This window comes from Sphingobacterium sp. ML3W (assembly GCF_029542085.1).
Classification (GTDB): Bacteria; Bacteroidota; Bacteroidia; order Sphingobacteriales; family Sphingobacteriaceae; genus Sphingobacterium.
In genome coordinates this window covers 5,448,979-5,474,198 of the sequence record NZ_CP107036.1, presented here as the reverse complement: position 1 = coordinate 5,474,198, position 25,220 = coordinate 5,448,979, and the positions used below count along the sequence as shown (strand labels likewise).

General features: G+C 39.5%; 20 protein-coding genes and 5 tRNA genes. 10 read left to right on the top strand and 15 right to left on the bottom strand.

The features are described 5' to 3' along the window. The first annotated feature begins 92 nt into the window (after positions 1 to 92). The 6 genes from OGI71_RS22685 to mnhG are packed head-to-tail and all read left to right on the top strand — an operon-like array spanning position 93 to position 3,466. On the top strand, positions 93 to 512 hold the full coding sequence (locus OGI71_RS22685; protein WP_172396330.1) for a Na+/H+ antiporter subunit B: 420 nt from the start codon (positions 93 to 95) through the stop codon (positions 510 to 512). Then, positions 512 to 868: a Na+/H+ antiporter subunit C gene (locus OGI71_RS22680; protein WP_077438800.1), complete on the top strand. Its 357-nt coding sequence runs from the start codon at positions 512 to 514 to the stop codon at positions 866 to 868. The genes OGI71_RS22685 and OGI71_RS22680 overlap by 1 nt, the downstream gene beginning before the upstream one ends. Continuing rightward, positions 865 to 2,373, top strand: a complete 1,509-nt coding sequence (locus OGI71_RS22675; RefSeq protein WP_282252161.1) for a proton-conducting transporter membrane subunit — start codon at positions 865 to 867, stop codon at positions 2,371 to 2,373. Before OGI71_RS22680 ends, OGI71_RS22675 begins: the two co-directional genes overlap by 4 nt. A 19-nt stretch (positions 2,374 to 2,392) precedes the next feature. Next, positions 2,393 to 2,851 (top strand): Na+/H+ antiporter subunit E, encoded by a 459-nt coding sequence (locus OGI71_RS22670; protein ID WP_223581930.1) that lies wholly within the window; start codon positions 2,393 to 2,395, stop codon positions 2,849 to 2,851. Then, on the top strand, positions 2,848 to 3,123 hold the full coding sequence (locus tag OGI71_RS22665; protein ID WP_259180157.1) for a monovalent cation/H+ antiporter complex subunit F: 276 nt from the start codon (positions 2,848 to 2,850) through the stop codon (positions 3,121 to 3,123). The genes OGI71_RS22670 and OGI71_RS22665 overlap by 4 nt, the downstream gene beginning before the upstream one ends. Next, positions 3,113 to 3,466, top strand: a complete 354-nt coding sequence (gene mnhG / locus OGI71_RS22660; protein WP_259180156.1) for a monovalent cation/H(+) antiporter subunit G — start codon at positions 3,113 to 3,115, stop codon at positions 3,464 to 3,466. Before OGI71_RS22665 ends, mnhG begins: the two co-directional genes overlap by 11 nt. 141 nt (positions 3,467 to 3,607) lie before the next feature. On the opposite strand, the gene OGI71_RS22655 is transcribed toward mnhG, so the two are convergent. Beyond that, complete coding sequence (locus OGI71_RS22655; RefSeq protein ID WP_282252148.1) at positions 3,608 to 4,699, bottom strand: lactonase family protein; 1,092 nt, start codon at positions 4,697 to 4,699, stop codon at positions 3,608 to 3,610. A 412-nt stretch (positions 4,700 to 5,111) separates the two neighbouring features. Between OGI71_RS22655 and OGI71_RS22650 the strand changes: the two genes are divergently transcribed. Beyond that, on the top strand, positions 5,112 to 6,461 hold the full coding sequence (locus tag OGI71_RS22650; protein ID WP_282252147.1) for a peptidylprolyl isomerase: 1,350 nt from the start codon (positions 5,112 to 5,114) through the stop codon (positions 6,459 to 6,461). Positions 6,462 to 6,542: 81 nt separating this feature from the next. Here OGI71_RS22650 and OGI71_RS22645 read toward each other — a convergent pair whose 3' ends face one another. The 10 genes from OGI71_RS22645 to OGI71_RS22600 all read right to left on the bottom strand — a co-directional run bounded on the left by OGI71_RS22645 (position 6,543) and on the right by OGI71_RS22600 (position 16,411). Continuing rightward, positions 6,543 to 7,427, bottom strand: a complete 885-nt coding sequence (locus tag OGI71_RS22645; RefSeq protein ID WP_282252146.1) for a DUF4440 domain-containing protein — start codon at positions 7,425 to 7,427, stop codon at positions 6,543 to 6,545. A 171-nt stretch (positions 7,428 to 7,598) separates the two neighbouring features. Further along, on the bottom strand, positions 7,599 to 9,065 hold the full coding sequence (cysS, locus tag OGI71_RS22640) for a cysteine--tRNA ligase (RefSeq protein WP_282252144.1): 1,467 nt from the start codon (positions 9,063 to 9,065) through the stop codon (positions 7,599 to 7,601). A 21-nt stretch (positions 9,066 to 9,086) separates the two neighbouring features. Next, on the bottom strand, positions 9,087 to 10,388 hold the full coding sequence (gene der, locus OGI71_RS22635) for a ribosome biogenesis GTPase Der (protein WP_282252142.1): 1,302 nt from the start codon (positions 10,386 to 10,388) through the stop codon (positions 9,087 to 9,089). Positions 10,389 to 10,557: 169 nt separating this feature from the next. Further along, a complete protein-coding gene (locus tag OGI71_RS22630) occupies positions 10,558 to 12,303 on the bottom strand; it encodes a RagB/SusD family nutrient uptake outer membrane protein (RefSeq protein ID WP_282252141.1) in 1,746 nt (581 codons plus the stop codon). A 22-nt stretch (positions 12,304 to 12,325) separates the two neighbouring features. Then, on the bottom strand, positions 12,326 to 15,415 hold the full coding sequence (locus OGI71_RS22625; RefSeq protein WP_282252140.1) for a TonB-dependent receptor: 3,090 nt from the start codon (positions 15,413 to 15,415) through the stop codon (positions 12,326 to 12,328). A 401-nt stretch (positions 15,416 to 15,816) separates the two neighbouring features. Further along, positions 15,817 to 15,889, bottom strand: a tRNA-Met gene (locus OGI71_RS22620). Between the two features lie 57 nt (positions 15,890 to 15,946). Next, positions 15,947 to 16,019, bottom strand: a tRNA-Met gene (locus OGI71_RS22615). Positions 16,020 to 16,076: 57 nt separating this feature from the next. Beyond that, a tRNA-Met gene (locus tag OGI71_RS22610) sits at positions 16,077 to 16,149 on the bottom strand. A 58-nt stretch (positions 16,150 to 16,207) separates the two neighbouring features. Further along, positions 16,208 to 16,280: transfer RNA gene (locus OGI71_RS22605), tRNA-Met, on the bottom strand. Between the two features lie 58 nt (positions 16,281 to 16,338). Further along, positions 16,339 to 16,411 (bottom strand) — tRNA-Met (locus OGI71_RS22600). Between the two features lie 115 nt (positions 16,412 to 16,526). Here OGI71_RS22600 and era point away from each other — a divergent pair. Beyond that, positions 16,527 to 17,405 carry a GTPase Era gene (gene era, locus OGI71_RS22595; RefSeq protein WP_120260533.1) on the top strand — a complete coding sequence of 293 codons (879 nt, stop codon included), beginning with the start codon at positions 16,527 to 16,529 and terminating at the stop codon, positions 17,403 to 17,405. A 50-nt stretch (positions 17,406 to 17,455) separates the two neighbouring features. Here era and uvrC read toward each other — a convergent pair whose 3' ends face one another. The 4 genes from uvrC to OGI71_RS22575 form a co-directional block, all read right to left on the bottom strand. Continuing rightward, positions 17,456 to 19,267, bottom strand: a complete 1,812-nt coding sequence (uvrC, locus tag OGI71_RS22590) for an excinuclease ABC subunit UvrC (protein WP_282252139.1) — start codon at positions 19,265 to 19,267, stop codon at positions 17,456 to 17,458. 220 nt (positions 19,268 to 19,487) lie between these two features. After that, entirely contained in the window at positions 19,488 to 21,758 is a 2,271-nt protein-coding gene (locus OGI71_RS22585; RefSeq protein WP_282252138.1) for a transglycosylase domain-containing protein, read from the bottom strand. A gap of 287 nt (positions 21,759 to 22,045) precedes the next feature. Further along, a complete protein-coding gene (gene ispF, locus OGI71_RS22580) occupies positions 22,046 to 22,525 on the bottom strand; it encodes a 2-C-methyl-D-erythritol 2,4-cyclodiphosphate synthase (RefSeq protein WP_223581907.1) in 480 nt (159 codons plus the stop codon). 464 nt (positions 22,526 to 22,989) lie between these two features. Continuing rightward, positions 22,990 to 23,808, bottom strand: coding sequence for a glycogen/starch synthase (locus tag OGI71_RS22575; RefSeq protein ID WP_104383852.1), 819 nt, complete (start codon positions 23,806 to 23,808; stop codon positions 22,990 to 22,992). A gap of 148 nt (positions 23,809 to 23,956) precedes the next feature. Here OGI71_RS22575 and panC point away from each other — a divergent pair, with 148 nt between their 5' ends. Together panC and panD are read left to right on the top strand one after the other, a co-directional pair. Continuing rightward, positions 23,957 to 24,805 (top strand): pantoate--beta-alanine ligase, encoded by an 849-nt coding sequence (panC, locus tag OGI71_RS22570; protein WP_282252134.1) that lies wholly within the window; start codon positions 23,957 to 23,959, stop codon positions 24,803 to 24,805. Between the two features lie 24 nt (positions 24,806 to 24,829). Continuing rightward, positions 24,830 to 25,180: an aspartate 1-decarboxylase gene (panD, locus tag OGI71_RS22565; protein ID WP_104383850.1), complete on the top strand. Its 351-nt coding sequence runs from the start codon at positions 24,830 to 24,832 to the stop codon at positions 25,178 to 25,180. Positions 25,181 to 25,220 lie beyond the last annotated feature (40 nt).

Sequence of the window (25,220 nt, the reverse complement as noted above, 5' to 3'; positions counted from 1 at the left end):
TTAAAAATTAATTAAAAAAAGAGAATCAGTTGGAATGCCACAGGCTTGCACAACCAAAATCTCAATACTCAAATCTAACTACTCAATACTAAATGAATAGCACGATATTACAAACCGCAACGCGGTATCTCTTACCGATACTTTTATTGTTTTCGGTATTTCTCTTGCTTCGGGGGCATTACTATCCCGGAGGAGGATTTGTAGGTGGTTTGGTTGCATCCATAGCCTTTGTGCTGCATAGTTTTGCTTTTGGCCCTCAAAACACCATGAAGCTCATTCAATACAAACCCTTATCCCTTATTCCCATCGGATTGGGAATTGCTGCTGTGAGCATGTTTCTGCCTACTTTTTTTGGCTATCCGGTCATGACTGGACTTTGGTTGGAGGAAAAGATTCCTGTCATTGGAATGATTGGCACAGCTTTATTTTTTGATCTTGGTGTATACTTTGTCGTCATTGGGGTCGTATTAACTATTTTATTCACAATTGCTTTAAATACAGAGGAGGAATAATGGAACTGATTCTCGTTTTATTGATCGGTATTCTATATGCTGCCGGAATATACCTCATCCTGCGTCGCAGCATGGTGAAACTGTTATTAGGAATTATGTTATTGGGAAATGGGACCAATATATTGATCTTTTTGTTGGGGAATATTGTCAAAGGCAAGCCGCCAATAATCGGTCCCGACTTAAAGGTATTTACGGATATCTATGCCGATCCCATACCACAAGCCCTTATTTTAACCGCAATCGTTATCAGTTTTGGACTGACTTCGTTTGCTATTGTACTACTTAAACGCGTTTACGCTTTACTGGGCACAGATGATTTGGATAATTTGAACACGCCTGAGGAAGAAGATATATGATAGACAACCAGATTATTGCCACGGTTATCGTGCACCTTTTTATTGCTATTGTCCAGCTAATACTCTGGAGAAAGTCTACTGCGCAGCGTTTTCTGAGCGTCGGTGGAAGCCTCTTGGCGCTTATTCTCGCATTTAAGCTTTTTTTCAAAGTCTATGATGGTGAAATCCTGACCATGAATGCCGCCAATTGGAAAGCTCCATTTGGAATCGTCTTTGTCGCCGATCTTTTTAGTAGTACCCTGGTCGTCCTCACCTCAATTGCTGGACTTGCAGTTTCGATTTTTTCTTGTGTCGGCGTTGGAAGACAACGCATTTTATACGGCTATTTCCCTATTTTTCATTTCTTGATGATGGGATTAAATGGAGCATTTTTGACCGGAGATATTTTCAATCTCTATGTCTGGTTTGAGGTGATCATTATTTCTTCCTTTGTGCTGATGACGCTCGGTGGTCGTAAATCGCAATTGGAAGGTGCCGTAAAATATATGGCCATGAATATATTGGCCTCCACTTTTTTCTTGACAGGAATCGGTATCCTGTATGGCATCTCGGGCTCCCTCAATATGGCTGACCTTGCGCTACGTATCCCAAAGATACAAAATCAGGCACTCGTTGAAATTACAGCTACCTTTTTCCTTATCGGCTTTGGAATCAAATCGGCTGTATTCCCGCTTTATTTTTGGCTTCCCTCCTCCTATCATACACCGCCTTCAGCTGTTGCCGCAACTTTCGGAGGACTATTGACCAAAGTTGGGATTTATGCCTTATTCAGGGTATTCTCTTTATTGTTTATTCCAAACCATTTCACCAAAGAACTGTTGGTCATATTGGCGATACTCACCATTTTGACGGGCGCCTTTGGTGCATTGATTAAAACCAATATCCGCAGGTTATTTTCCTATTTGATTGTTTGCCATATTGGTTTTATGATTGGTGGTTTAGGTTTATATAGCAAATGGGCGCTGTTGGGTGCTATTTTTTATCTTATTCATGATATTATGGTAAAAACCAACTTGTTCCTAATGGCAGGTGTTATTCGTCAGCTTCGGGGTACTATGGATATGAACAAGCTGGGGGGACTATATGCGCAATACCCAAAGATTTCTTTACTTTTTGCAATCGTACTTTTTTCCCTGGTCGGCATCCCGCCCTTATCGGGCTTCTGGCCCAAAATCTATCTTTTTAGAGATGCCTTTCAATTGGAAAAATATGCTTTCGCAGGAGCATTGATTATCGGTAGTTTTATTACACTCTATGTTATTGCCAAAATGTGGTCCCAGGTATTTTGGAAGGATGCTCCCGAGCCTGAGATCATCGAAGATAAATTTGCTGGAATGATAGGCTATAAAAAAACGATGCTACTCTTGCCCGTCATTATATTAACTTCGGCATCGCTTTATATCGGATTTAATGCAGAAGCCATTATACATGTTGCAGATAAGATAGCGACACAATTACTGGACACTTCACCTTATATAAATGCTGTATTAGGAGGGCAGAATTGATATGATAAAACAGTTTTTAATGAACCTTATGCTATCTTTTATTTGGGTAGCACTGACAGGATCAATGTATTATACGAATTTCATGTTCGGTTTTTTACTTGGTTTCGCGATTCTTTGGATCATGAACAAAAATGAAGCCGATCAACGTTATTTCTATCGTGTTCCCAAAACGGTGAGTTTTATTCTATTTTTCTTATGGGAAATGATTGTCGCTAATGTGCAGGTTGCTTATGATGTGATCACCCCAAAGTTTTTTATTAAACCAGCTATCGTTAAGTACCCGATGGATGCTAAGACAGATCTGGAGATCAATTTGCTTTCAACTTTTATATCATTAACACCCGGTACGCTTATTTTGGATGTGAGTGAGGATAAGAAAACTCTTTTTATCCATGTCATGTACATGAAGAGCAAAGAACAATTTGTCTCCACGCTAAAAAACAATGTTGAACGAAGACTTTTAGAACTCTTACGATGACTTTAACTACTTACTTCGATTATGTTATCCTCCCGATATTAACCTTATCGGTTATTCTGGCTTTTATCCGTTTATACAAGGGTCCACAGATCTTTGATCGCGTCATTGCCCTGGATCTCATTATCACAATTGGAATTGGAATTATTACAGTCTATAGTATACGAACTTCACAAGAAGTATTTTTAGATATTGCGATGATTTTGGCACTGATCGCATTTCTAGGAACTATAGCCTTTTCATTTTATTTAGAAAAACAACGCAATGATGACTGATATTACTTTAGCAATTTTAAGCACCATTGGCGCACTGGCCATATTATTTGCGTCGATTGGCATATTAAGGATGCCCGATTTCTATTTACGCCTTTCAGTAACTGTAAAAGCAGCAACCTTAGGAGTCGGTCTCCTATTGATCTGCGCCGCAATGACCTTCCCTGACGTGTCCGTGACGACCAAAGCAATAGCAATTGGTTTCTTTTTAATCTTGACCGCACCAGTTGCCGCCCATATGATTGGACGGGCCGCTTACATACAGCGTGTAAAGACCTGGAAAGGGACAATCTTAAACGACCTGGAAAAAGAAGGCCAACTAGATTGTAGGAAAGAAGATTTTTAGACTCTTCTGTTGATATTCGCAAAAATAGTACTATCAACAGAAGTTCATCAGAAACAATTAAGGCATCAAAACCAGGTTTTGATGCCTTAATTGTATAAGACCTTTTCAATAGATGAGCCTCTTCGTTCTTGACTCGAAAGACTAAAATATAATACAGACCGGAGCCGGAACTTTGATTTCTTTACCAGCATCTGTCAGCAATCCAGTCTTTGTATCTCGATTAAACAGTACGATATTATTGGTATATTGATTCGCCACAAGCAAGTATTTTCCATCGGGAGAAAGATTAAAATTCCGCGGCCCTTTCCCCTTTACCGATGTGTTGGACAATTTATTTAATCCGCCGTCTTTCTCCACTGAGAAAGTCGCTATTGTATTTGCGTCACCGCGGTTGGTCGCGTATAAAAATTTGCCATCAGCAGAAATTTTTATGTCTGCCCCACCATTTTGTCCCTTGAAGCCCTCGGGGTTGATTTCGTAAGTACTCTGATACATCCAGTCATTACCCTCCTTTTTATAGCTAGCAACCTGTCCGGTCATTTCCAATACGACGTAGAGAAATTTTTCCTTTTTATCAAAAGCAATATGACGAGGCCCCCCACCCGCGGGCGTAAAGAAATCCTCAGATTCTTCAGCAAGACCATATGCATTTCCGGATTTATTAACAGGAAATACAGAAATTTGATCTAACCCCAGATCCTGCACATATAAACGATCGCCCTTACTGGAAAAAAAAGTTGAATGTACATGTGGCTTCTCCTGACGGACTGGATCTACACCTTTACCTTCATGTTGAATCAGTCGATTTCTTTTACTCAAAACACCATTTGTTTCTAGATCAAATAATGCCGCCGATCCGCCGGTGTAATTTGCTACTGCCAATAGATTACCTTTAGGATGCACTTCAACAAAACACGGTGATTCCCCGCCCGTAGGAAGTGAGTTCAGAAAAGTCAGCTGTCCATCCTTAAAAGAATAGGCAGACACCATACCCTCCTGATTTGGAAGTTCATTGACAGCATAAACAAAATTATTATTTCGAGCCAAGAAAGAAGGGTCCTTACTTTCTTGGGTGCCGACCAAGGTGGCTTCACCCGTTTTTGTATCGAAATTATAGATATAAATACCTTTGCTTTCTGTTTTGTTCGTATAGGTTCCAACAAACATTGGAATCTGTTGCGCAAAACTAGCCAAAGGCAGGAATGTCATCAGATAAATAAAAGCTTTTTTCATGTGTATACAATTTATTAAAAATAATTGTTCGAATTTCCCCGTTGCTCGCTACGTAGCACAAAAAATAAAGATACCTTCCTAAGTCATTACTATTGCAGATAAACTTGTTAAATTAGGTTAAAACCGCCCTTTCTAATAGGCAAATCCGTATTTTTAGCGAATCAATTTTAACAAGTCTAGAATCTCCTTTTGAAATATTGGGATTATAAAAATATTGTTAAATAAAAATACGAATAATTCATATAATCTGATAATTTTGTGCTGTTGTTCAAAATAGTATATATTGAATGATAGAATCGGGAGATTATTAGTGATTTAGATGATTTCATCGTGACATGGATCTGTATGACCAGTACAGGATCTAAAAATTGTTCATGATTGTTTCATCAGTGTTTAGAAATATATTATTTAGATGAAAAAAAACATATATATATTGTTTTTGTTGCTGTTTGTATCAATTCAGGCCAGCTTTGCACAACGTCAGATTGTTGACCGAGTAGTGGCAACGGTTGGTTCGGGAATTATTCTGCAATCCGATCTGGACATGCAATATTCACAATGGCTTGCGCAAGGGAATAAACCCGATGAAAAGTTTAAATGTGGTGTTCTTGAGCAATTGATCATTCAGAAATTACTTTCCCAACAGGCGGTAATTGACTCGATTGACGTCACGGAAACAGAAGTGGATGACAACTTAAATTCCCGTTTACGCCATATGTCCCAACAAGCTGGTGGACAAGAACGCTTAGAGAAATTCCTGAACCGTTCTTTGTTACAATACAAAGAAGAAATGCGTGCAAGTGTTTTTGAACAGCTGAAAGCAAATAAAATGCAACAAAATATCGTTCAGAAAGTGGATGTAACGCCATTGGAAGTAAAACGTTATTTTGAAGGACTGAATAAAGATAGTCTTCCTTATTTCAATACGGAAGTTGAAATCGGTGAAATTGTCATGATGCCGAAATTGACTGACGAAGAGAAAAAAGAACAACGGGAGAAAATCGAAGGTATTCGCAAACAGATTGTCGATGGTTCGGATTTCGGAACAATGGCGCGTCTGTACTCGCAAGATCCAGGCTCCGCACCTTATGGTGGTGACCTAGGCTTCGGTACACGTGATAACTATGTAAAAGAGTTCTCCGCAATGGCGTTTAAATTAAAACCGGGAGAAATATCACCTATTGTAGAGTCAAAATACGGGTTTCATATCATCCAGGTACTGGAAAGACGTGGAGAAGAGGTGCATACCCGTCATATCTTGATGAAAATGAATCCGGGCGCTGCAGCATTGGAACGAACCAAAAATAAACTGGACAGTATCTACAAATTGGTTGTGGATAAGAAATTAGATTTTTATCACGCTGCAACCAACAATTCCGATGCTGAAGAAAGCAAATTTAATGGAGGTATGGTCTTGAATCCTCAAGGATCCAACCGTACAACTTTAATTCCTATGGATGGATTGGAAAAGGCCGTATTTACAACCATTGACCCGTTAAAGCCAGGGGAGTATTCCAAACCAGAGCAATTCACAGACAAAACTGGAGATGTTGGTTACCGTTTCAACTATTTAAAAACCCGTATCGCACCACATAAAGCAAATTTGGATCAGGATTTCACAAAGATCAAAGATGCTGCGAAAGAAGATAAAGTACGTCGTAACCTTAGCAAATGGTTTGACGATAAGGCGAAGAATACATTCATTGATATCAGTGATGACTTTGACGCCTGTGATGAACTAGCAAAATGGAGAAAGAAATAAAAGACTTTTTCCTAGCAATAAATAAGGCCTGAATATAAATATTCAGGCCTTATTTATTTATGGTAATCACTCTCGCGCGACTTATTTCTCAAACATCATTTCTATCAGGATATTCCAGTTCGCTTTCTTCACATCATCCTTCGCTAATTCGCTTAACTGCCATACCCGAATATAATTATACTTGACGACCTTATCTTTTTGTCGTACAGTTGCAGTTCCCTTTGTATACGCAAAATCCCCGCTATAAGAACGTTTGACCTCCTCCGGCACTGTTTCTATCGTCATACGTTGTTTCTTCAAATAAGCCATCATTTTGCCCTTTCCTTCCATTGGACTGGTCCAAGGAAACAAAAAACGAACATCCTCACTCAAAAATTCTTTATAAGCAGTAGGATTGTCGGCCTTAAGGACAGTAGACATCAATTTATCTGTTTCCAGGACAATATCCTCCCGCTGATTCAGGCGTACTTTAGAGCGGTGTTTTAGGTACCAGGAATCAGTTGGTTCAATATATTCCAGGTCAAACTCACCATCCTTACCGTTATTTTCTACTTCGGCACGAATATCGACTAACCATTTGCCTTTCTTGTTACGTTTCCAAACTGTCAAATACTCACCATGACGCAGCCTCGCTCCCACTTTCTGAAAATCCAGGGAACCAGATGTTACACCAAACTCCAAGCTCTTCGCGACAAGAGCAAAAGTAGGCTGCCAATTTAATACATCTGGAATATTGGGTCTATTATTAAGATAATTGTATGCATTTACCGCTGAAGGAACATAAAATGTGGATTCCTTGTCGATAATAGATAAAAACGCTTGATGCGGTGTAGAAGCTTTCGCTAATGCGGCAGCATCTTTATCTGCCTGCAGTAAGCTTCCTACTTTTTCGGGTATCTGTGCGTACAATGTTGTACCTACTGTACTCATTAACGCGACAATGGATAACCTATTCCAAAAATTCATATGCAAATGATTATTTATCAGAGTTCATCCTAATTATTTTAAATGAACCCATTACACTCGGGTTTTATTTTAAAGGCAAGAGGAAATATTCTCTGGTTTCAAAAGTATCTAGACTTTCTAACGATAAATATTCCCCTCTATTCCCTCTTTTTTAATTCGATCTTTTATCTATCAAATCTTATTCCAAAGTGTTCCTTCTTTACTATCTTTCAGTTGGATACCAATTGCATTAAGTTCATCACGGATACGATCCGAAGTGACAAAATCTTTATTTGTCTTCGCTTCGTTGCGTAATCTGATCACCAGATTCATGACATCATCAATATCATCTGTTCCAGAAGCCTGATCATTTCTCAGTCCAAGGATGTCTTCGACAAACTCCTTCATGAAAACTTTTAGCTTTTCCAATCCCTCTTCTGATACCTTTGCTTTGCCATCATAGATGGAATTGATGATCCGCACCAGCTCAAACAGTTCGGCAATCAAAACCGGACTATTGAAATCATCATCCATCGCTGCATAACATTTATTCCGGATCTCAGCCAGATTGAATGAATCAGCTCCCTTTGAAACTTTTAGTTTATCCAAGAGTCCTATTGCACTCATCAAGCGCTTATATCCTTTATCTGCTGCATCAAGTGCTTCATTGGAAAAATCCAATGTACTTCTATAGTGAGCCTGCAACATAAAGAAACGAACGGCCATCGGCGAATACCCTCTATTTAACAAAGGATGGTTACCTGTGAACAATTCCCCTGGTAAGAATCCATTACCTGCAGATTTGGACATCCGCGCACCATTGACCGTCAACATATTGGTATGCATCCAATATTTGGCAGGTGCAGTATGATTACATGCTTCGGACTGCGCGATTTCGTTAGTATGGTGTGTAGCAGCCAGATCCATTCCACCACCGTGGATATCAAACTGATCTCCTAAATACTTCCTGCTCATCGCCGAACATTCAATATGCCACCCTGGAAAACCTACACTCCAAGGAGCTGGCCAGCGCATAATCGTTTCAGGCTTGGCTTTGATCCACAGTGCAAAATCCAAACGACCTTTTTTCTCATCCTGACCACTCAGCTCACGTGTATTGTTCAACATATCTTCCAATTTACGATTGGTCAATACGGTATAATCATACTGTTGTACATATTTCTCCACATCGAAATAGACAGTACCATTTGTCTCATAAGCATAGCCGTTATTGATGATCTGTTCAATCATTTCGATCTGCTCCGAAATATGTCCTGTCGCAGTAGGTTCGATGCTAGGAGGCAAAGTATTAAACAGACGCAAAACATCATGAAAACCAATGGTATATTTCTGTACGATTTCCATTGGTTCCAGCTGTTCCAATTTAGCCTTTTTCGCAAATTTGTCATCTCCTTCGTCACGATCGCCCTCCAAATGCCCTGCATCTGTAATATTCCGTACATAACGTACTTTATAACCCAAATGACGTAGATATCTAAAAATCAAATCAAAAGAAACAAAAGTTCGGCAGTTACCTAAATGTACATCACTGTAAACGGTAGGTCCACAGACATACATTCCAACAAGGTTGGGGTGGATTGGTTCGAATTTTTCTTTTGTTCGCGAAAGCGTATTGTATAAAAAGAGATTATGGTCCATGTTTGTTATCTGCTTGGAAATCTATTTTTGTCTGAAATATATTTGAATAGGCACGCCTGTAAAGTCAAAGTGCTCACGCAATTTATTTTCAACAAAGCGTTTATATGGATCTTTGATGTATTGTGGCAAATTACAGAAGAAGGCAAACATTGGTGTTCTTCCTGGCAATTGTGTCACATATTTAATTTTGATATATTTTCCTTTTAGGGAGGGTGGAGGATAATTCTCGATAATATCCAACATCACTTCATTCAACTTCGATGTCGGGATCTTTTTTGTTTTGTTGGCGTAGACCTTATCAGCCACTTCCAATACTTTTAGCACACGTTGTTTTTCAGTTACGGAAGTAAAGACAATCGGCACATCAGTAAATGGAGCAATTTTCTCCCGGATGCGGTCTTCAAAAGCTTTCATGGTCTTGTTGTCTTTTTCGATCAAATCCCATTTATTGACGACAATCACAATACCTTTGCGATTCTTTTCTGCCAGGTTGAAGATATTCACATCTTGAGCCTCTAGGCCATCCTGCGCATCCAACATCAAAATCGTCACATCAGAATCCTCGAGGGCTTTGATGGTACGCATGACTGAATAGAATTCTATATCTTCGTTTACTTTTGACTTACGGCGAAGACCAGCTGTATCAATCAAAAGGAAATTATGTCCATATTGATTGTAGTGAATACGAATAGAATCGCGTGTTGTACCTGCCACCGGCGTTACAATATTACGGTCTTTACCGATCAAGGCATTTGTAAGTGAAGATTTACCTACATTTGGGCGTCCTACGATCGTATATTTCGGTAAAGCTTCATCTTCCTCTTGCTCTTCTTCAAAATGCGATACAACAGCATCCAGTAATTCTCCGGTACCAGAACCGGTAGCGGAAGATATATTAAATACTTCACCTAAACCGAAAGCATAGAATTCGGCTGATTCATGATGCAATTTAGCATGGTCAACTTTGTTGGCAACCACATATACAGGTTTGGAACTTCTTCTAAGGATATCAGCGATTTCATCATCCAGGTCAGTAATACCAGTAGTAACATCTACCATGAATATAACGACTGACGCTTCTTCAATAGCGATATAAACCTGATCACGGATTGCTTCTTCAAAGACATCATCCGAACCATGGACAAAACCACCTGTATCGATTACTGTAAATTTCTTTCCGATCCACTCCGCCGTCTCATAATGACGGTCGCGCGTCACCCCGCTAAAGTCATCAACAATCGCTTTTCTACTTTCTGTAAGACGATTGAATAAGGTAGATTTACCAACATTGGGACGACCAACAATTGCAACAATATTTGCCATATTTATTTTATTTGATCCACCCACTATCACAGCAGATGGCACTTTTATGCTAAATTACACGTTAAGGGTACAAAGATACGGATTCAAAAGGGATTATGGAGACAGAAAAACAAAAATGGCTTTACCGTGAAGTAAAGCCATTTATAGGGTTTAAATTATGAATATTCGTTTAGTTAGACGTTGGATTCTGAGTTAATTTACCAGGGTAAGAATTTATTGCACTCTGTGGAATAAAATAGATAACGCGATAGTCCGTTGGAGCGATATCTTCCGATTGCTTTTGGGGTCCTGGATATGCACGTTTCAACGGCTCTCCATTCCGAAACACGTCATAACTACGCTCAGCCTGATATGCTAGCTCCAATTGACGTTCTTTGTCAATTAATTTACTTGCATTGCTGGCATCAATAGCCGAATATCCGCCATTAATGATAGAGCGATTCCTTATGGTATTCAAATCAGTTAAAGCAGCGCCATAGTTCCCTAATTTTGCATTAGCCTCGGCACGATTGAGATAAATTTCACCTAACCGGCTAATTACTGGTGAATGCAATTGGGACTCCTCTCCTTCACGTGAACATTTCACAATATAAAATTGTGGGTACGCACGATTTAATGAAATATAGTAATCAAGCATCCCACCATATGTCTTCCCATCTTTATATATAATCGAATAGGTCTGCTGAGTGGCATCGATAGCCGTCAAAGGATATTCTTTAATGACCGTTTCATTTCCAACTTTTTCCTGCTCCCGCGCAATCACTGAATTACCGTTAATAACAACAGGAATCTGGACATAACTTTGGGTCACAGGGTCACCAGCTTTAGCCGGCACATCCTGTTTGATAAACCTGATTACAGTTGAATAATTCCCCTTATCATCCTGTGAATAAGTAGGTTCTATAAAGGCCGCACGAGCATCAACAATCGTATAACGATTTGGTCTCCAGTCGTTACGCCCTGTTTCATTCAGAAGGTCAATGTATTTTGCACTGGCATACATTTCTCCCCAACCCATACCGCCAATATTGGAATACATACCGCCAATACCATAGTAATGGTCGTCACCCGAAAACTCCGAAGCAACACGTTTTATCGCAAATATAGTCTCCTTATTATCCTCTGGTCGGAAGGTATTATATTTCATGAATTGTTCACGTCCCAACAAAACAAACTTGCCCGAATTAATTACCTTGTCGGCATACTCCAAAGAAAGACGCGCATATTCAGCGTTAGGACTTTTATAGGTACCACTCATATAGAGATAGATGCGAGAAAGCATGGCTTGTGCGGCTTCTTTAGAAGCATATGAAGCGCCTTTATTGACCGTCATTAAAGATTCTGCTTTTTTAAGGTCATTGATTGCCTGCGCATAGGTATCTTTCACAGATGAACGATCCGGTAAGTTCAGATCATTAAAAACATCATCCGGTGTACCATTTACAATGGGAACCCCTAAGTTTGTCTCCGGATTTTGGTAATATGGTTTTCCAAATGCCCGACAAAGGTAGAAATACATCATACCGCGGATGTAATAACATTCGCCCAATTTATTATCCATTTCAGCATTTTGACCTTCTGCAAACATCTTGATCACATTGGAAGATTGTGCTATTGCCTTGTAGCCACTATCCCAAAAGTTTTGCAAACGATAGTTATTAGGCGTTCTTGCATAAGAAATGAATTCATAAAATGCATCAGTTGATGAACCACGGATCATCATATTATCCCCTGCATATTCACCAAGACGATGCATAGGATCAGACCAAGCCTTCAATTGTGCATAGGTACCTGTGATCATTGCATCGGGATTACTCGCAATATTATCAGAATCCATGGATCCATAAGGTAATCGATCTATATCACAAGAAGATACAGCTGCCGCTACCAATAGTCCTATTATTATCTTTTTCATTATTGACTATCTAAAATTAAAATTAAAAGGTGACACTTGCACCGAACATGAATTTGCGGACCATTGGATAAACTGAAGGACCTGTAGAGCGCACAATCGCGCCACCGGATCCTTTACCATCTGGTTCAGTTAATGGAAGCTCAGGATCTACACCTGAATAGTTTGTAATGGTAAACAAATTCTCCCCCGCTAAGAACACACGCAGATTTTTGACATTATATTTTTTCAAATCGAAATTATACCCTAGGGTCAAAGATCTCAATTTCAAGAAATCATTACTTTCCAAAAAGCGTGTCGAAGGTTTATTGCCCCCATCTTGGTTATCATATTTTGCGCGTGGATGAGTGGCTACATCTCCAGGTTTCTCCCAACGGTTCCATCCATCTTGCAATTTCATTTGATTCCGATCAGTATATGTACCATCTGAGTCAAATTCCTGACGAGCATAGTTGTACAATTTACCACCTAATGAAAAACCAAATACTGCATTGAAATCAAATTGTTTGTAACTCAAGGATGTATTGAAACCGCCAAAAACATCTGCAGCTCCTTTACCCGCTTTTTGTAGTGTACCCTCGGCATAGTTACTTGTTGTTGTTTTTGTTTCATTTCCATTTGCATCCGTTGTATACTTATACCACATTGGTCGTCCATCATCAGTATTCACACCAGCCCACTCTACCAAATAATAAGTATCTACAGGCAATCCCGGCAATAATAATCGGTCTGCAGATCCAGCAATACCAAGCCCATCACTAGCGATAATTGGCTTGGAGACCAAATTACCGTTAGCATCCTTTGTCGCAAATAATTCAGTCAATTTATTAACATTGTGACTTAAATTGACATCCATGCTCCAGTGCCAATCTTCATTCCGAACGATATCACCACCAATAGTCAACTCAATTCCTCTATTTTGCATCTTCCCAATGTTCTTCCAAATCGAAGTCACACCAGTTAAACCACTAATCGGAACCTGGTAAAGCACATTATCAGTCTTTTTATCGTAATAATCGACATTTAATCTTAACCTATTTTTAAATAAAGCAGCATCCAATCCGAAACCTGTTGTATATGTTTTCTCCCATGTAAGATCTTTATTGCCGATCTGGCTGATTAAAGCACCGGGGATACCATTATAGCTTGAGGAACCTGAAACAGAATAAAGATTATATTGTGGATACAGAGAACTTGGCCTGTTACCTACAGAACCATAGGCAGCCCTTAATTTTAAATTATCTACCCAATCAATATTAAACCAACTCTCTTTATTGATATTCCATCCACCACTTACCGAAAAGAAATTACCATATTTTGCATTTGTACCAAAATTAGACGCACCGTCACGACGGAAAGACACTTGGGCTAAATACTTATTGTCATAGGCATAGTTTGCATTAGATAAAAAAGATTGTACTGCCCATTCAGAAATTCCACCTTTTGTACGCTCAGGCTTCGCGACAACATCCAACACTTCAAATCCATTCACAATGCCCGTACCGTATGCATCGAGGGTTTTTGACCAGTAATCATTAAATTCATAAGCGGCCAATCCATTTAAGCTATGTTTGTCCCAGGACTTATTGAAACGTAAGATCTGATTGGTATAACGTCGCGCAAATTCCATCCGGTAATCTGTAATACGACCGATAACACTTTCACCACCATTCGAACGAGGATCTTCATATCCACTAGCGGAATAACTGTTATATCTATAATTATTCACCGAAGAGAAAGTTAACCAATCGGTCAATTTAATATCAAAGTCCAAATTCCCCATAAACTCGTAGTTTGTATTGGCAGACTTATTCCATTGAAGGTCGTATAGGTAATTCGTGCTCGCATTATTTACCCAGCCACTGTAGCGATGTGGAACCAAATTCCCATTGGCATCATAAGGACTATCCCATGGCAGATTAGAATACATTGCATTTACACTATACTGACGATCATCAACAGCACGTCTCGAACCGACAATCGAAGGTTTTATGGTCAGCCAATCGAACGGCTTGTAATTCGTACGTAATCTGAAATTATAACGGTCGTAATCATAGCCTTTTACAGCTCCAGCTTCATTATAATAACCTAATGACAAAAAGGATTGTAACTTTTCTGTACCTCCCTGAATAGAAAGATTATGGTTTTGGACAAAACCTGTCTTCGTTGCAAGTTTCCACCAGTCAAAGTTACTATTACGCAATTCCGGATTCCAACGTGAAAATTTGATATCCGCAGGGTTTGTAAACGACGAGAAATAGTCGTAAAGTTCTGCTCCATCCATCATTTCCACATTCCCATTGGTCAATTGATTGACCCCCATTTTTGTAGAGAAGCTGATACTTGTCTTGGATGCAGTAGGATTTTTCGTCGTCACAACAACCACACCATTTGCGCCTTGCGAACCATAAATGGATGTCGAAGCCGCGTCTTTCAGAATTGTTAATGATTCGATATCATCTGGATTGATATCCCCGGGACTACTTCCAACAATAACACCATCAATTACCCATAAAGGGCTTGTTGTTCCACTTATTGTTGCTTGTCCACGGATGACCACACCACCATTAGATCCCGGTTTACCGGCTCCTGGTGCAACATATACCCCGGCAGCTTTGCCATTCAACATGTTTTCCACAGAAGGTGTAGTGACATCACGCAACTTATTTCCCTTAACTGCCTGAAGTGCCCCGGTCAAACTCTCCTTTTTCTGTTGTGTTCCGTAACCAACAATAACAACCTCTTCAAGCGCCTCGCTATTGGACTCCATGTTGATATTGACCACCACACCTGTTACCGTCACTTCCTGTGACTTGTAACCGATACTATTGATCACTAAAACATCCCCGTTCTTAGCTTCAATGTTAAAACTACCATCTGCTCCAGCCGAAGTAGAACGTGAGGTACCTTTAACACGAATCGTTGCGCCCGCCAGCGGACCGTCTGCAGACTGTACCTTTCCGTTTACTTTCTGCTGAAAAACAGCATTTTTCAACAGAACATTACGGTCTGGAAATTTAAGACCATTAGCATTAGCTGGGTTATGTGTACTTGTTATGAGTAAAGCTAATGATAACAGACTCAACTTGTGATTGTCGAGAATCTTTGAAATCATAATATTTAATAGTTAGTTTAAAAATTGATTAGCTTGCTAATCAAAATTTAGGTACATGAATGCTAAAACTAGAATAAGATATGGGGATATCAAAATTCTAAAACAACGAAATCGATTGCGCTATTTCAAACAAACGATTGCATAACCATCCAATTGTAGCGATATTTTTTTACTGGTCTTCCTAACCAGTACAACTGGATTTATGAACCAGTAAATTCACGACATATTTAACATCATGAGGTACAATAAATAATACTAGGATTTAAGGTAAACAAAAAATAATACTTTGGAATACGTCTATTTTGGCGTTGATTCGTTCTATATTTTATTTCTGAATATTAATATGAGCGAGGTATAAAAACCAGAAAAGCCAAGGTTTACACCTCGGCTTTTTCTTTTAGTAGCGGGGACCAGACTCGAACTAGTGACCTTCGGGTTATGAGCCCGACGAGCTACCAACTGCTCCACCCCGCAATGTATTTTTAATTTCTTTAAAAAGAACCGATCATTGCAAACCGGCTCTCTCTTTAGTAGCGGGGACCAGACTCGAACTAGTGACCTTCGGGTTATGAGCCCGACGAGCTACCAACTGCTCCACCCCGCAATGTATTTTTAATTTCTTTAAAAAGAACCGGTCATTGCAAACCGGCTCTCTCTTTAGTAGCGGGGACCAGACTCGAACTAGTGACCTTCGGGTTATGAGCCCGACGAGCTACCAACTGCTCCACCCCGCAATGTATTTTTAGTTTCTTTAAAAAGAACCGGTCATTGCAAACCGGCTCTTTCCTTTAGTAGCGGGGACCAGACTCGAACTAGTGACCTTCGGGTTATGAGCCCGACGAGCTACCAACTGCTCCACCCCGCAATGTATTTTTAATTTCTTTAAAAAGAACCGGTCATTGCAAACCAGCTCTTTCCTTTAGTAGCGGGGACCAGACTCGAACTAGTGACCTTCGGGTTATGAGCCCGACGAGCTACCAACTGCTCCACCCCGCAATATATTTTTGAACAAAATTGCTTTTTTCTTTTGAAAAAACAAGATTATGATCCTTCCGAATTGGAGTACAAAGATATATTTTGTTTCTTTGTAATCCTAATAAAATTTAGAAAAATGTCACATAAAGCAGGATTCGTAAGTATCATCGGAAAGCCAAATGCTGGTAAGTCCACCCTAATGAACGCTTTAGTAGGTGAAAAGATGTCTATCATCACACCTAAAGCGCAAACGACAAGACACCGCATTATCGGTATTGTAAACGATGAAGACCATCAAATTGTGTTTTCCGACACACCGGGCGTCATCAAACCAAACTATTCTCTACAGGAATCAATGATGAACTTTGTCCAGGGATCGCTTATTGATGCGGACATTATTTTATTTGTGACTGATATCCACGAGAAATACGATGAGAATGACGTATTGGAAAAACTTCGTAAGACAAACTCTCCAGTAGCTGTCCTGATCAACAAAATTGATAAATCTTCTGAAGAAGAAGTAAAAGCCAAAATCGAGTTCTGGCAAGAAAAACTAAATCCAGATACCATCTTCGCTATTTCAGCCAAGTTGGATCATAATGTTGCGGCTGTCATGCAGTACATCAAAGATAAGTTGCCGATCCACGAAGCTTACTACGAAAAAGATGAACTGACAGACAAGTCCATGCGCTTCTTTGTCTCTGAGATGATCCGCGAGAAAGTATTCAAATTATATGATAAAGAAATCCCCTACAGTACCGAAGTAATTGTTACATCCTACAAAGAGGAAGCAAATATCACCCGCATTGCTGCAGAGATTATTGTTGAACGTGATTCACAGAAAAACATTATTATAGGAAAAGCTGGTGCTATGATTAAGAAAGTCGGCACCTATGCCCGTCAGGATATAGAAGAATTTATAAACGGAAAGGTCTTCTTGGAACTCTTCGTTAAGGTAATCCCTGATTGGAGAAGCAAAAAGAACTACCTCAAACGTTTTGGCTACGACGATTAATCGAGTATTGAGATATTAGAATTGAGTATTGAGCCTTGGTTGTGCAAGTCTTAGCTCGATAAGCTCGTTTCACTAAAATATACACGAAGTGCTTTAATCTGTTTCAGATTAAGCACTTTTTTTAGATCCTCATCTGAAGCTTCTTTCACCCTTTTTACCGATTTAAATTCAGTCAATACTTTCTCCACCGTTGTCTTTCCGATCCCCGGAATATTTTCCAGCTCAGAGACAAAGGTCTTTCGGCTACGCTGATTACGGTGAAAAGTGATCCCAAAGCGGTGAGCCTCGTCACGCAGATGCTGGATTATTTTTAAGGTTTCCGATTTCTTATCTAAATACAGCGGATATTGGTCCCCAGGATAGAAAAGTTCTTCCAATCGTTTAGCAATACCGATAACCGTCACCTTACGTTCTATCCCTAATAAACGTAAACTCTTCAATGCGGCACCTAATTGTCCCTTACCGCCGTCGATAATAATCAATTGAGGTAATGACTGATCTTCGTCCAATAATCTCTTATAACGTCTAAAAACAGCCTCCTCCATGGTCGCAAAATCATTTGGCCCCTCCACTGTTTTCACATTAAAATGTCTATAATCTTTTTTGGAAGGCTTTGCATCTTTAAATACCACGATAGCTGATACAGGATAATTTCCCTGGATATTGGAGTTATCAAAACATTCGATATGCTGTGGCAACACATTCATCCGAAGATCCTTCTGCATCTGTTTTAAAATACGTTCCGTACGAATATCCGGATTCAGTTTTTCATATTGCAACAGCCGTTCCTTTCTGAAAAAAGCCACATTTTTCTGGGACAGTTCCAACAGCTTTTTCTTCTCGCCCAATTTTGGAATCGTAAAACGTATCCGCTCATTTTCTTCGATATCCAGTTCAAACGGAACAATAATCTCCCGCGACAGACTTTTGAACCGTTCACGTATTTCAGGTATCGCCAGTGATAGCAATTCCTGCTCGCTCTCGTCCAAACGGCGCTTCATTTCCAGGGTCTGTGTCTGAATAATAACACCATTCATTACCTTTAGATAATTTACAAAGGCATACCCATCATCCGAGGCAATACTAAATACATCCACATTGGTAATCGAAGAATTAACTACAGTCGATTTACTCTGATAATTATCCAGTTTATCGAGTTTAGCTTTAATAAATTGTGCTCGTTCAAAATCCAGTGCAGCAGCAGCTGCTGCGATACCTTCCTTTAACCTATTGGTGACGACAGAAATCTTACCATTTAAAATATCCTTAATATCGCTCAAATTTTGATCATAATCTTCCTCAGACTGATAGCCCTCACAAGGCCCTTTACAATTCCCGATCTGATATTCAAGACAAATCTTAAATTTTCCCTTTCGGATATTCTCCTGCGTAAGCGCAAGGTTACATGTCCGAAGTGGAAATAACTCACGGATCAGATCCAGTACGATATGCATCATACTGACAGAAGGATACGGCCCATAATAACGGGAGCCGTCCTTAATGTATTGCCTGGTCCAAAAAACACGAGGAAAGGGTTCGTTCTTGATGACAATCCATGGATAGGTCTTATCATCTTTGAGCATGACATTGTATTTTGGCTTATGTTTCTTGATTAATGAATTCTCAAGCAACCAAGCGTCAATTTCGGTATCTACTATAGTAAAAGAAATACGGTTGATCTTACGGACTAAAACACGGGTCTTTCCGTTCAATTGATTTTCATTGACAAAATAAGATCCCACTCGGTTACGAAGGTCTTTCGCCTTACCGATATAGATCAATTCATCATGTTTATCAAAATATTGATAGACTCCCGGTCGATGAGGTATCTTCTTTAATTCTTCTCTATAGTCAAATGTCAAAACTTTAAAATTAAAAAGTAAAAAACGGATACAGCCTCTAAGCCTTAGGCTTATCGAACTAGAGCACTTATTCTTTAATCTTCGAAAAACAAGCTTGTATAACCAAAGTCTCCATACTCAGATCTGAAAAGTCAAAACAAGAAAGTGAAGACAGCTTGGAAGCCGCAGGCTTGTGCAGCCAGAATCTCAATGCTCAATTCTATCCACTCAATACTGAAAATTAAAATCCCAAGCGATCATCCTTTAGTTTCGGATCTTCCTTGCCGCTTGAGTCTGTGGATCCATCTTCGACATCAGAGCCACCACCGCCCCAATACTGGTTACAGTCAATGACACGGGTCAGTCCACCCTGAGGCTGTTCGAAATCACCTTTTGTATATTTTAAATTTGAATCTTTATAGACCTTTTGCATAAAGAAAGCAAAAACTGGCATAGCTGCAGCAGCTCCCTGCCCATATTCCATCCGGTCAAAACTGATCCCCCGATCTTCCGCACCAGTCCACACACCGGTGACCAGTTCTGGTGTAATACCAATAAACCAGGCATCGGAGTTATCATTGGTTGTACCCGTTTTACCTCCGATCGGATTGGTGAGGTTATATTTCCACTGAATACGTCGAGCAGTACCCTGAGATACCACTTTTTTCAGCATATCAACAATAATATAAGCAGATTCGCTATTCAAGGCTTTCACTACTTTCGGCGCCTTATCATAGATAGGTGTCCCATTTTTATCTTCAATACGTAAAATGGCTGTCGGTTCTATCCAGGTTCCCTGGTTAACGAAAGCAGAATAAGCGCCAACCATATCAAAAACAGACGCTTCGTATGCCCCTAAGGAAATAGAAGGGTAGTTCGGCACGTCGCTCGTTATTCCCATACGTTTGGTCAATGCAGCGACCTCCGCCGCTCCTACTTCATGTACAAGGTAAGCTGTTGCAAAGTTTTGTGAATAAGCTAATGCCTTCGCTAAAGTAATCGGATTTCCTCCCTGTGCATTTCCTCTTGGTGTCCAACCATTGTAAGTTTGCTGGTAGTTGGGAATGCTATAACAAGGTGAATAACCATTATCAATAGCTACCGCATAAGTAAACGGCTTAGCTGTAGACCCGACTTGGCGTGTCCCCATTTTAACCTGATCATATTTGAAATGGTCAAAATCAATACCGCCCACCCAAGCTTTAATATGTCCTGTTTTGGGCTCCATGGACATCATCGCATTCCTTAGCATCAACTTGTTGTACTTAATGGAATCCATTGGTGTCATCATGGTATCCTTGCTGCCTTTCCAGGTAAAAATATTCATCGGAACCTTCACATTAAAGGCTTTTTTGATCTCATCCTCATTTAAACCCTCCTCACGCAAGATACGGTAACGATCAGAACGTTTCATTCCACTGATCAACAACTTCGCTTTATCACCTTTGAACGGATCCCTATTTTTCCACTGTGCCGAAAACTTCGATTGTAGCTGCTTCATCCATTCTTTCTGCGCATCCTCAGCATACTGTTGCATGGACATATTGATAGTCGTATAGATTTTTAATCCATCACGATCTAAGTCATAAGGTGTACCGTCAGCTCTGACAATCTTAAGATTAGCAAATTCTTTCTTAATCTGGTCTTTTAATACCGCCCTGAAATAAGGACCTAATCCTTCACCATAGTTTGCGATCTTGAGTTCTAGTCCGAGTGGTTTCTCCTTCGCATTAGAAGCTTCTTCTGCCGAAATAAAATTGGCGGCCACCATATTATTTAAAACCGTATTACGACGTATTTTTGATTTCTCAGGAAATCTCACCGGCGAATAGGCACCAGGGCCTTTCAGCATCCCGACCAAGAGTGCAGCCTGATCAGCAGTCAGCTTATCTGGAGTGGTATTGAAATAGGTCCGCGCAGCAGATTTTATCCCAAACGTATTGTATGCACCAAAATCCACTGTATTAAAATACATCGTAACGATTTCGTCCTTGGTATAATTTCTTTCCAGACGAACAGCCGTCACCCACTCTTGAAATTTCTGAATGATACGTTTTAGAAAGTTTTTCTGACGGCCGTCAGAAAAAAGATTAAGCGCCAACTGTTGCGTTATTGTACTCCCCCCCTGTTTATTGCCAGTCAGGGTATGGAAGATAACCGTAAACGTACGGGAATAATCTATTCCTGAATGGTCATAAAACCGCTTATCCTCTGTAGATACGAGCGCTTTAACCAGATATGGAGATAATTCACTGTATTTAACATTCGACCTATTCTGTACATAATAAGTCCCTAATACTTTATGATCATCAGTAATGACTTCAGAGGCTAAATTGCTTTTTGGATTTTCCAAATCGCTAAACGAAGGTAATTTCCCGAATAACCCAAGACGTATACTCAATATAAATAGGAATCCAAGGGCTACAATGCCAATGATGACCTTCCAAAAATTGAACGTATATCGTTTAATATCGCCTTCAGTAAGTTGATTTTTTTTTGATACTCGCTTCATCTATTTACTAAATTTCATGTGCAAATATTATTCATTTATGCTTGTTTTCATTGGCATTTATGAATGTGCTGCATTTTGTTTTTTTTAAGCTACGTGGAATATCCAGTTTTTTGATCCGTGTGTATCTTTTCTAATTGGATATTACGCTATTCGCTTTTATATAGACTTCAATATGATTTTAATGTCCACTCTATCAGATAGTGTGCCAAAGAATGCTTCATGGCAAAGGTATTACTAATTCATTCAAAAGTGTGCATTAAAACATGAAAATGTTTGCCTATCCGACATTAAACCCGTTCAATTAAACAGACAGCATAGGCGACAACCCCCTCTTGCCGACCAATGAAACCCATTGTCTCGTTGGTCGTTGCCTTAATAGAAATATCATCTATATCTAGACCGGTCACTTCAGCTAATTTGATCTTCATTTGAGGAATATAAGGTTTGATCTTGGGAGCTTCAAGGCAAAGCATGGCATCAATATTACCGAGCTGGTATCCTTTGGCCTGAATCAAACCCATACACTCTTTCAACAACAGCAAGCTACTAATCCCTTTCCAACGCATATCTGTATTGGGAAAATGGTACCCGATATCCTCTAAGTTTGCTGCGCCCAAAATAGCGTCACAGATAGCATGCACCAAGACATCGGCATCTGAATGGCCAAAAGCTCCGGCATGATGTTCCAACTGCACACCACCAACAATAAATGGGTGTCCTTCTTTTATCTGATGAACATCAAACCCAAATCCTACCTTAATCTTCATTATTATAATTATATTATGAGAATACGCTTTTCAACGTAATAAATAAGCTCGTTCTGCGCCGTTTTTCCTGTAACAATAACACACCTTACCATAAGCTATTATTACCTCAGGACTATTTTACGCTTATGACGATTCATTGCTACGAAGATACCATTTTAGTGCCGATATTTTGAAATGGAGTTTTATTATCAGGCATTGTACCCCTGTAAGAATACGATGTAGTAAATAAATGTATTGACAAACAAAATCTTCATGCTTTCACAAACACTATCAGTCATGAAAATCGACTGAAGATTTTTTTGGCCAATAAACCGATCGTAACAAGCTCATTGATAATTCAATAAAAAAATACGAATCAGTAAAAACAGACAATTCAGAAAAAACAAAAGGACTATTTCATTGGAAATAGCCCTTTCTAATAATTTATTGTCTGTTTGTTTTACGCAGATCCTCAAGAAAAGGGTCTATGCTTCCACTTCTTCAGGCGCAAACTGATCATACACCTCGCCAAAAGCATCATAGTCCTGATCACCGTTAGGTTCAAAAACCTGAATATCTTTGGATCTAGCGAAATCAACAATCTCAGTATTGACATTTTCATCAGCTACGACAACCATATCCGTAAAATGCAATGCACCTTTATAGATTGCCTCATAGCTACCATCGCCATACACTTGCGCATCTTCAGCTTTAAAAGCACCTTCTGGCGCCATTTCAGCATACTTTGAACCCAATGTACCTTTAAATTCTTCGTTAAACAAAGAATACATCACTTTTGCATCCTTAAATGTAGGATCATCCTTATACGTTGTTTTCACGTAAGCAGGCACCAAAGCAGAGAACCAGCCATGACAGTGTACTACATCGGGCGACCAGCCTAATTTCTTAACAGTTTCCAACGCTCCTTTACAGAAGAACACCGAACGCTCATTATTGTCTGCAAAGAATTCGCCATGCTCATCACTAAAAACTTTTTTACGCTGAAAGTAGTCCTCGTTATCCAAGAAATACACCTGCATCCGAGCTGCAGGCAGTGAAGCTACTTTAATAATTAGCGGATTATCATTATTATCCACAACAATGTTCAAGCCTGAAAGACGAATCACCTCATGCAATCTATTTCTACGCTCATTGATATTCCCAAAACGAGGCATTAAGATACGGATTTCAAAACCCTTCTCTTGCATCGCTTGAGGCAGTTGACGTGTAATTTCAGAAATTTTGGTTAATTCGAGGAAAGGCGACATCTCGTGAGTAATAAACAATATCTTCGTTTTTGCCATCTCCAGTTATTTTTATTTATTATTTTCGAACAGTAAAATCGGTCTACAAAGGTACAAAAAAAATACTTACCATGCAATTTACTATCAATCATCGTTTTATATTCCCAAAATAATATGCAACTTTGCGAACAAAAAACTATTCAGCAAAGTGGAAATTTTCAAAACGAAAGCATCCCTCCAAGCACATCTCCAAAAAGCACGCTCGGCAGGTAAAAAGATAGCCTTGATCCCCACCATGGGAGCACTTCATGAAGGACATTTATCGTTATTAAAATATGCGAAACCCATCAGTGATATTCGTGTTTGTAGCATTTTTGTCAATCCTACACAGTTTAACGATCCCAAAGACCTAGAAAAATATCCGCGTCCAATTGAAAATGATATCAAGCTATTGGAATCTGTCGATTGTGACATTTTATTTATGCCAAGTGTAGAAGAAATGTATCCCAACAAGGATGAACATTGGCATATTGATCTTGGTGAATTGGATCAAATCTGGGAAGGTGAAAAACGTCCAGGTCATTTTCAGGGTGTAACACAGGTGGTCTATAAATTGTTCACCTTAGTACAACCCGATATCGCCTGTTTTGGGCAAAAAGACTTTCAGCAAGTGATGGTCATCAAACGCATGATCGAGCTCAAAGATCTTCCGATCCAATTGGCAATCTGCCCCATCATCAGGGATCAAGATGGCTTAGCCCTGAGTTCACGTAACATGCGCCTGAGCGAAGATGGAAAAACAAAAGCCCTGGCACTTTCCCGTTCTTTACAATATGTCAAAGATCATATTTCGGACAATGCCAGTTTACAAGAAATTAAGAATAATGCTTTAGCGATTTTGACGGATACAGCAGGAGTAACCGTCGAATATTTTGCAATCTGCGAAAGCAGCTCCTTACAAGAAGTCCAACAGATTGATCCAAGCAAGCAACATGTTGCACTTGTCACAGCATGGGTAGAAGGTGTCCGTCTTATTGATAATATGATATTAGCTTAATAAAAAAAACTCTACCTTTGCGCCATGGTAATAGAAGTAATGAAATCCAAGATTCACCGCGTGAAAGTCACACAGGCGGAATTGAATTACGTGGGTAGTATCACGATAGATGAAGATTTGATGGACGCTGCAAATATCATCGCTAACGAGAAAGTTCAAATCGTAAACAATAACAATGGGGCCCGTCTAGAAACCTATGTCATTCCAGGACAACGCGGATCGGGCACAATCTGTCTAAACGGAGCTGCAGCACGTCTAGTGCAGGTTGGCGATATTGTTATTATTATTTCATATGCAACAATGGATTTTGAGGAAGCAAAGCAGTTTAAACCGTCTTTAGTATTCCCGGATGATAACAATCATTTGATTAGATAGTATTGAGGTACTTACTACAGTACTTAATAATAATTTTATC

Excerpts from the sequence above, each read along its gene's own strand:
- OGI71_RS22685 (WP_172396330.1), top strand. The coding sequence starts at position 93 with ATGAATAGCACGATATTACAAACCGCAACGCGGTATCTCTTACCGATA.
- OGI71_RS22680 (WP_077438800.1), top strand. The coding sequence starts at position 512 with ATGGAACTGATTCTCGTTTTATTGATCGGTATTCTATATGCTGCCGGA.
- OGI71_RS22675 (WP_282252161.1), top strand. The coding sequence starts at position 865 with ATGATAGACAACCAGATTATTGCCACGGTTATCGTGCACCTTTTTATT.
- OGI71_RS22670 (WP_223581930.1), top strand. The coding sequence starts at position 2,393 with ATGAACCTTATGCTATCTTTTATTTGGGTAGCACTGACAGGATCAATG.
- OGI71_RS22665 (WP_259180157.1), top strand. The coding sequence starts at position 2,848 with ATGACTTTAACTACTTACTTCGATTATGTTATCCTCCCGATATTAACC.
- mnhG (WP_259180156.1), top strand. The coding sequence starts at position 3,113 with ATGATGACTGATATTACTTTAGCAATTTTAAGCACCATTGGCGCACTG.
- OGI71_RS22655 (WP_282252148.1), bottom strand. The coding sequence starts at position 4,699 with ATGAAAAAAGCTTTTATTTATCTGATGACATTCCTGCCTTTGGCTAGT.
- OGI71_RS22650 (WP_282252147.1), top strand. The coding sequence starts at position 5,112 with ATGAAAAAAAACATATATATATTGTTTTTGTTGCTGTTTGTATCAATT.
- OGI71_RS22645 (WP_282252146.1), bottom strand. The coding sequence starts at position 7,427 with ATGAATTTTTGGAATAGGTTATCCATTGTCGCGTTAATGAGTACAGTA.
- cysS (WP_282252144.1), bottom strand. The coding sequence starts at position 9,065 with ATGGACCATAATCTCTTTTTATACAATACGCTTTCGCGAACAAAAGAA.
- der (WP_282252142.1), bottom strand. The coding sequence starts at position 10,388 with ATGGCAAATATTGTTGCAATTGTTGGTCGTCCCAATGTTGGTAAATCT.
- OGI71_RS22630 (WP_282252141.1), bottom strand. The coding sequence starts at position 12,303 with ATGAAAAAGATAATAATAGGACTATTGGTAGCGGCAGCTGTATCTTCT.
- OGI71_RS22625 (WP_282252140.1), bottom strand. The coding sequence starts at position 15,415 with ATGATTTCAAAGATTCTCGACAATCACAAGTTGAGTCTGTTATCATTA.
- era (WP_120260533.1), top strand. The coding sequence starts at position 16,527 with ATGTCACATAAAGCAGGATTCGTAAGTATCATCGGAAAGCCAAATGCT.
- OGI71_RS22585 (WP_282252138.1), bottom strand. The coding sequence starts at position 21,758 with ATGAAGCGAGTATCAAAAAAAAATCAACTTACTGAAGGCGATATTAAA.
- ispF (WP_223581907.1), bottom strand. The coding sequence starts at position 22,525 with ATGAAGATTAAGGTAGGATTTGGGTTTGATGTTCATCAGATAAAAGAA.
- OGI71_RS22575 (WP_104383852.1), bottom strand. The coding sequence starts at position 23,808 with ATGGCAAAAACGAAGATATTGTTTATTACTCACGAGATGTCGCCTTTC.
- panD (WP_104383850.1), top strand. The coding sequence starts at position 24,830 with ATGGTAATAGAAGTAATGAAATCCAAGATTCACCGCGTGAAAGTCACA.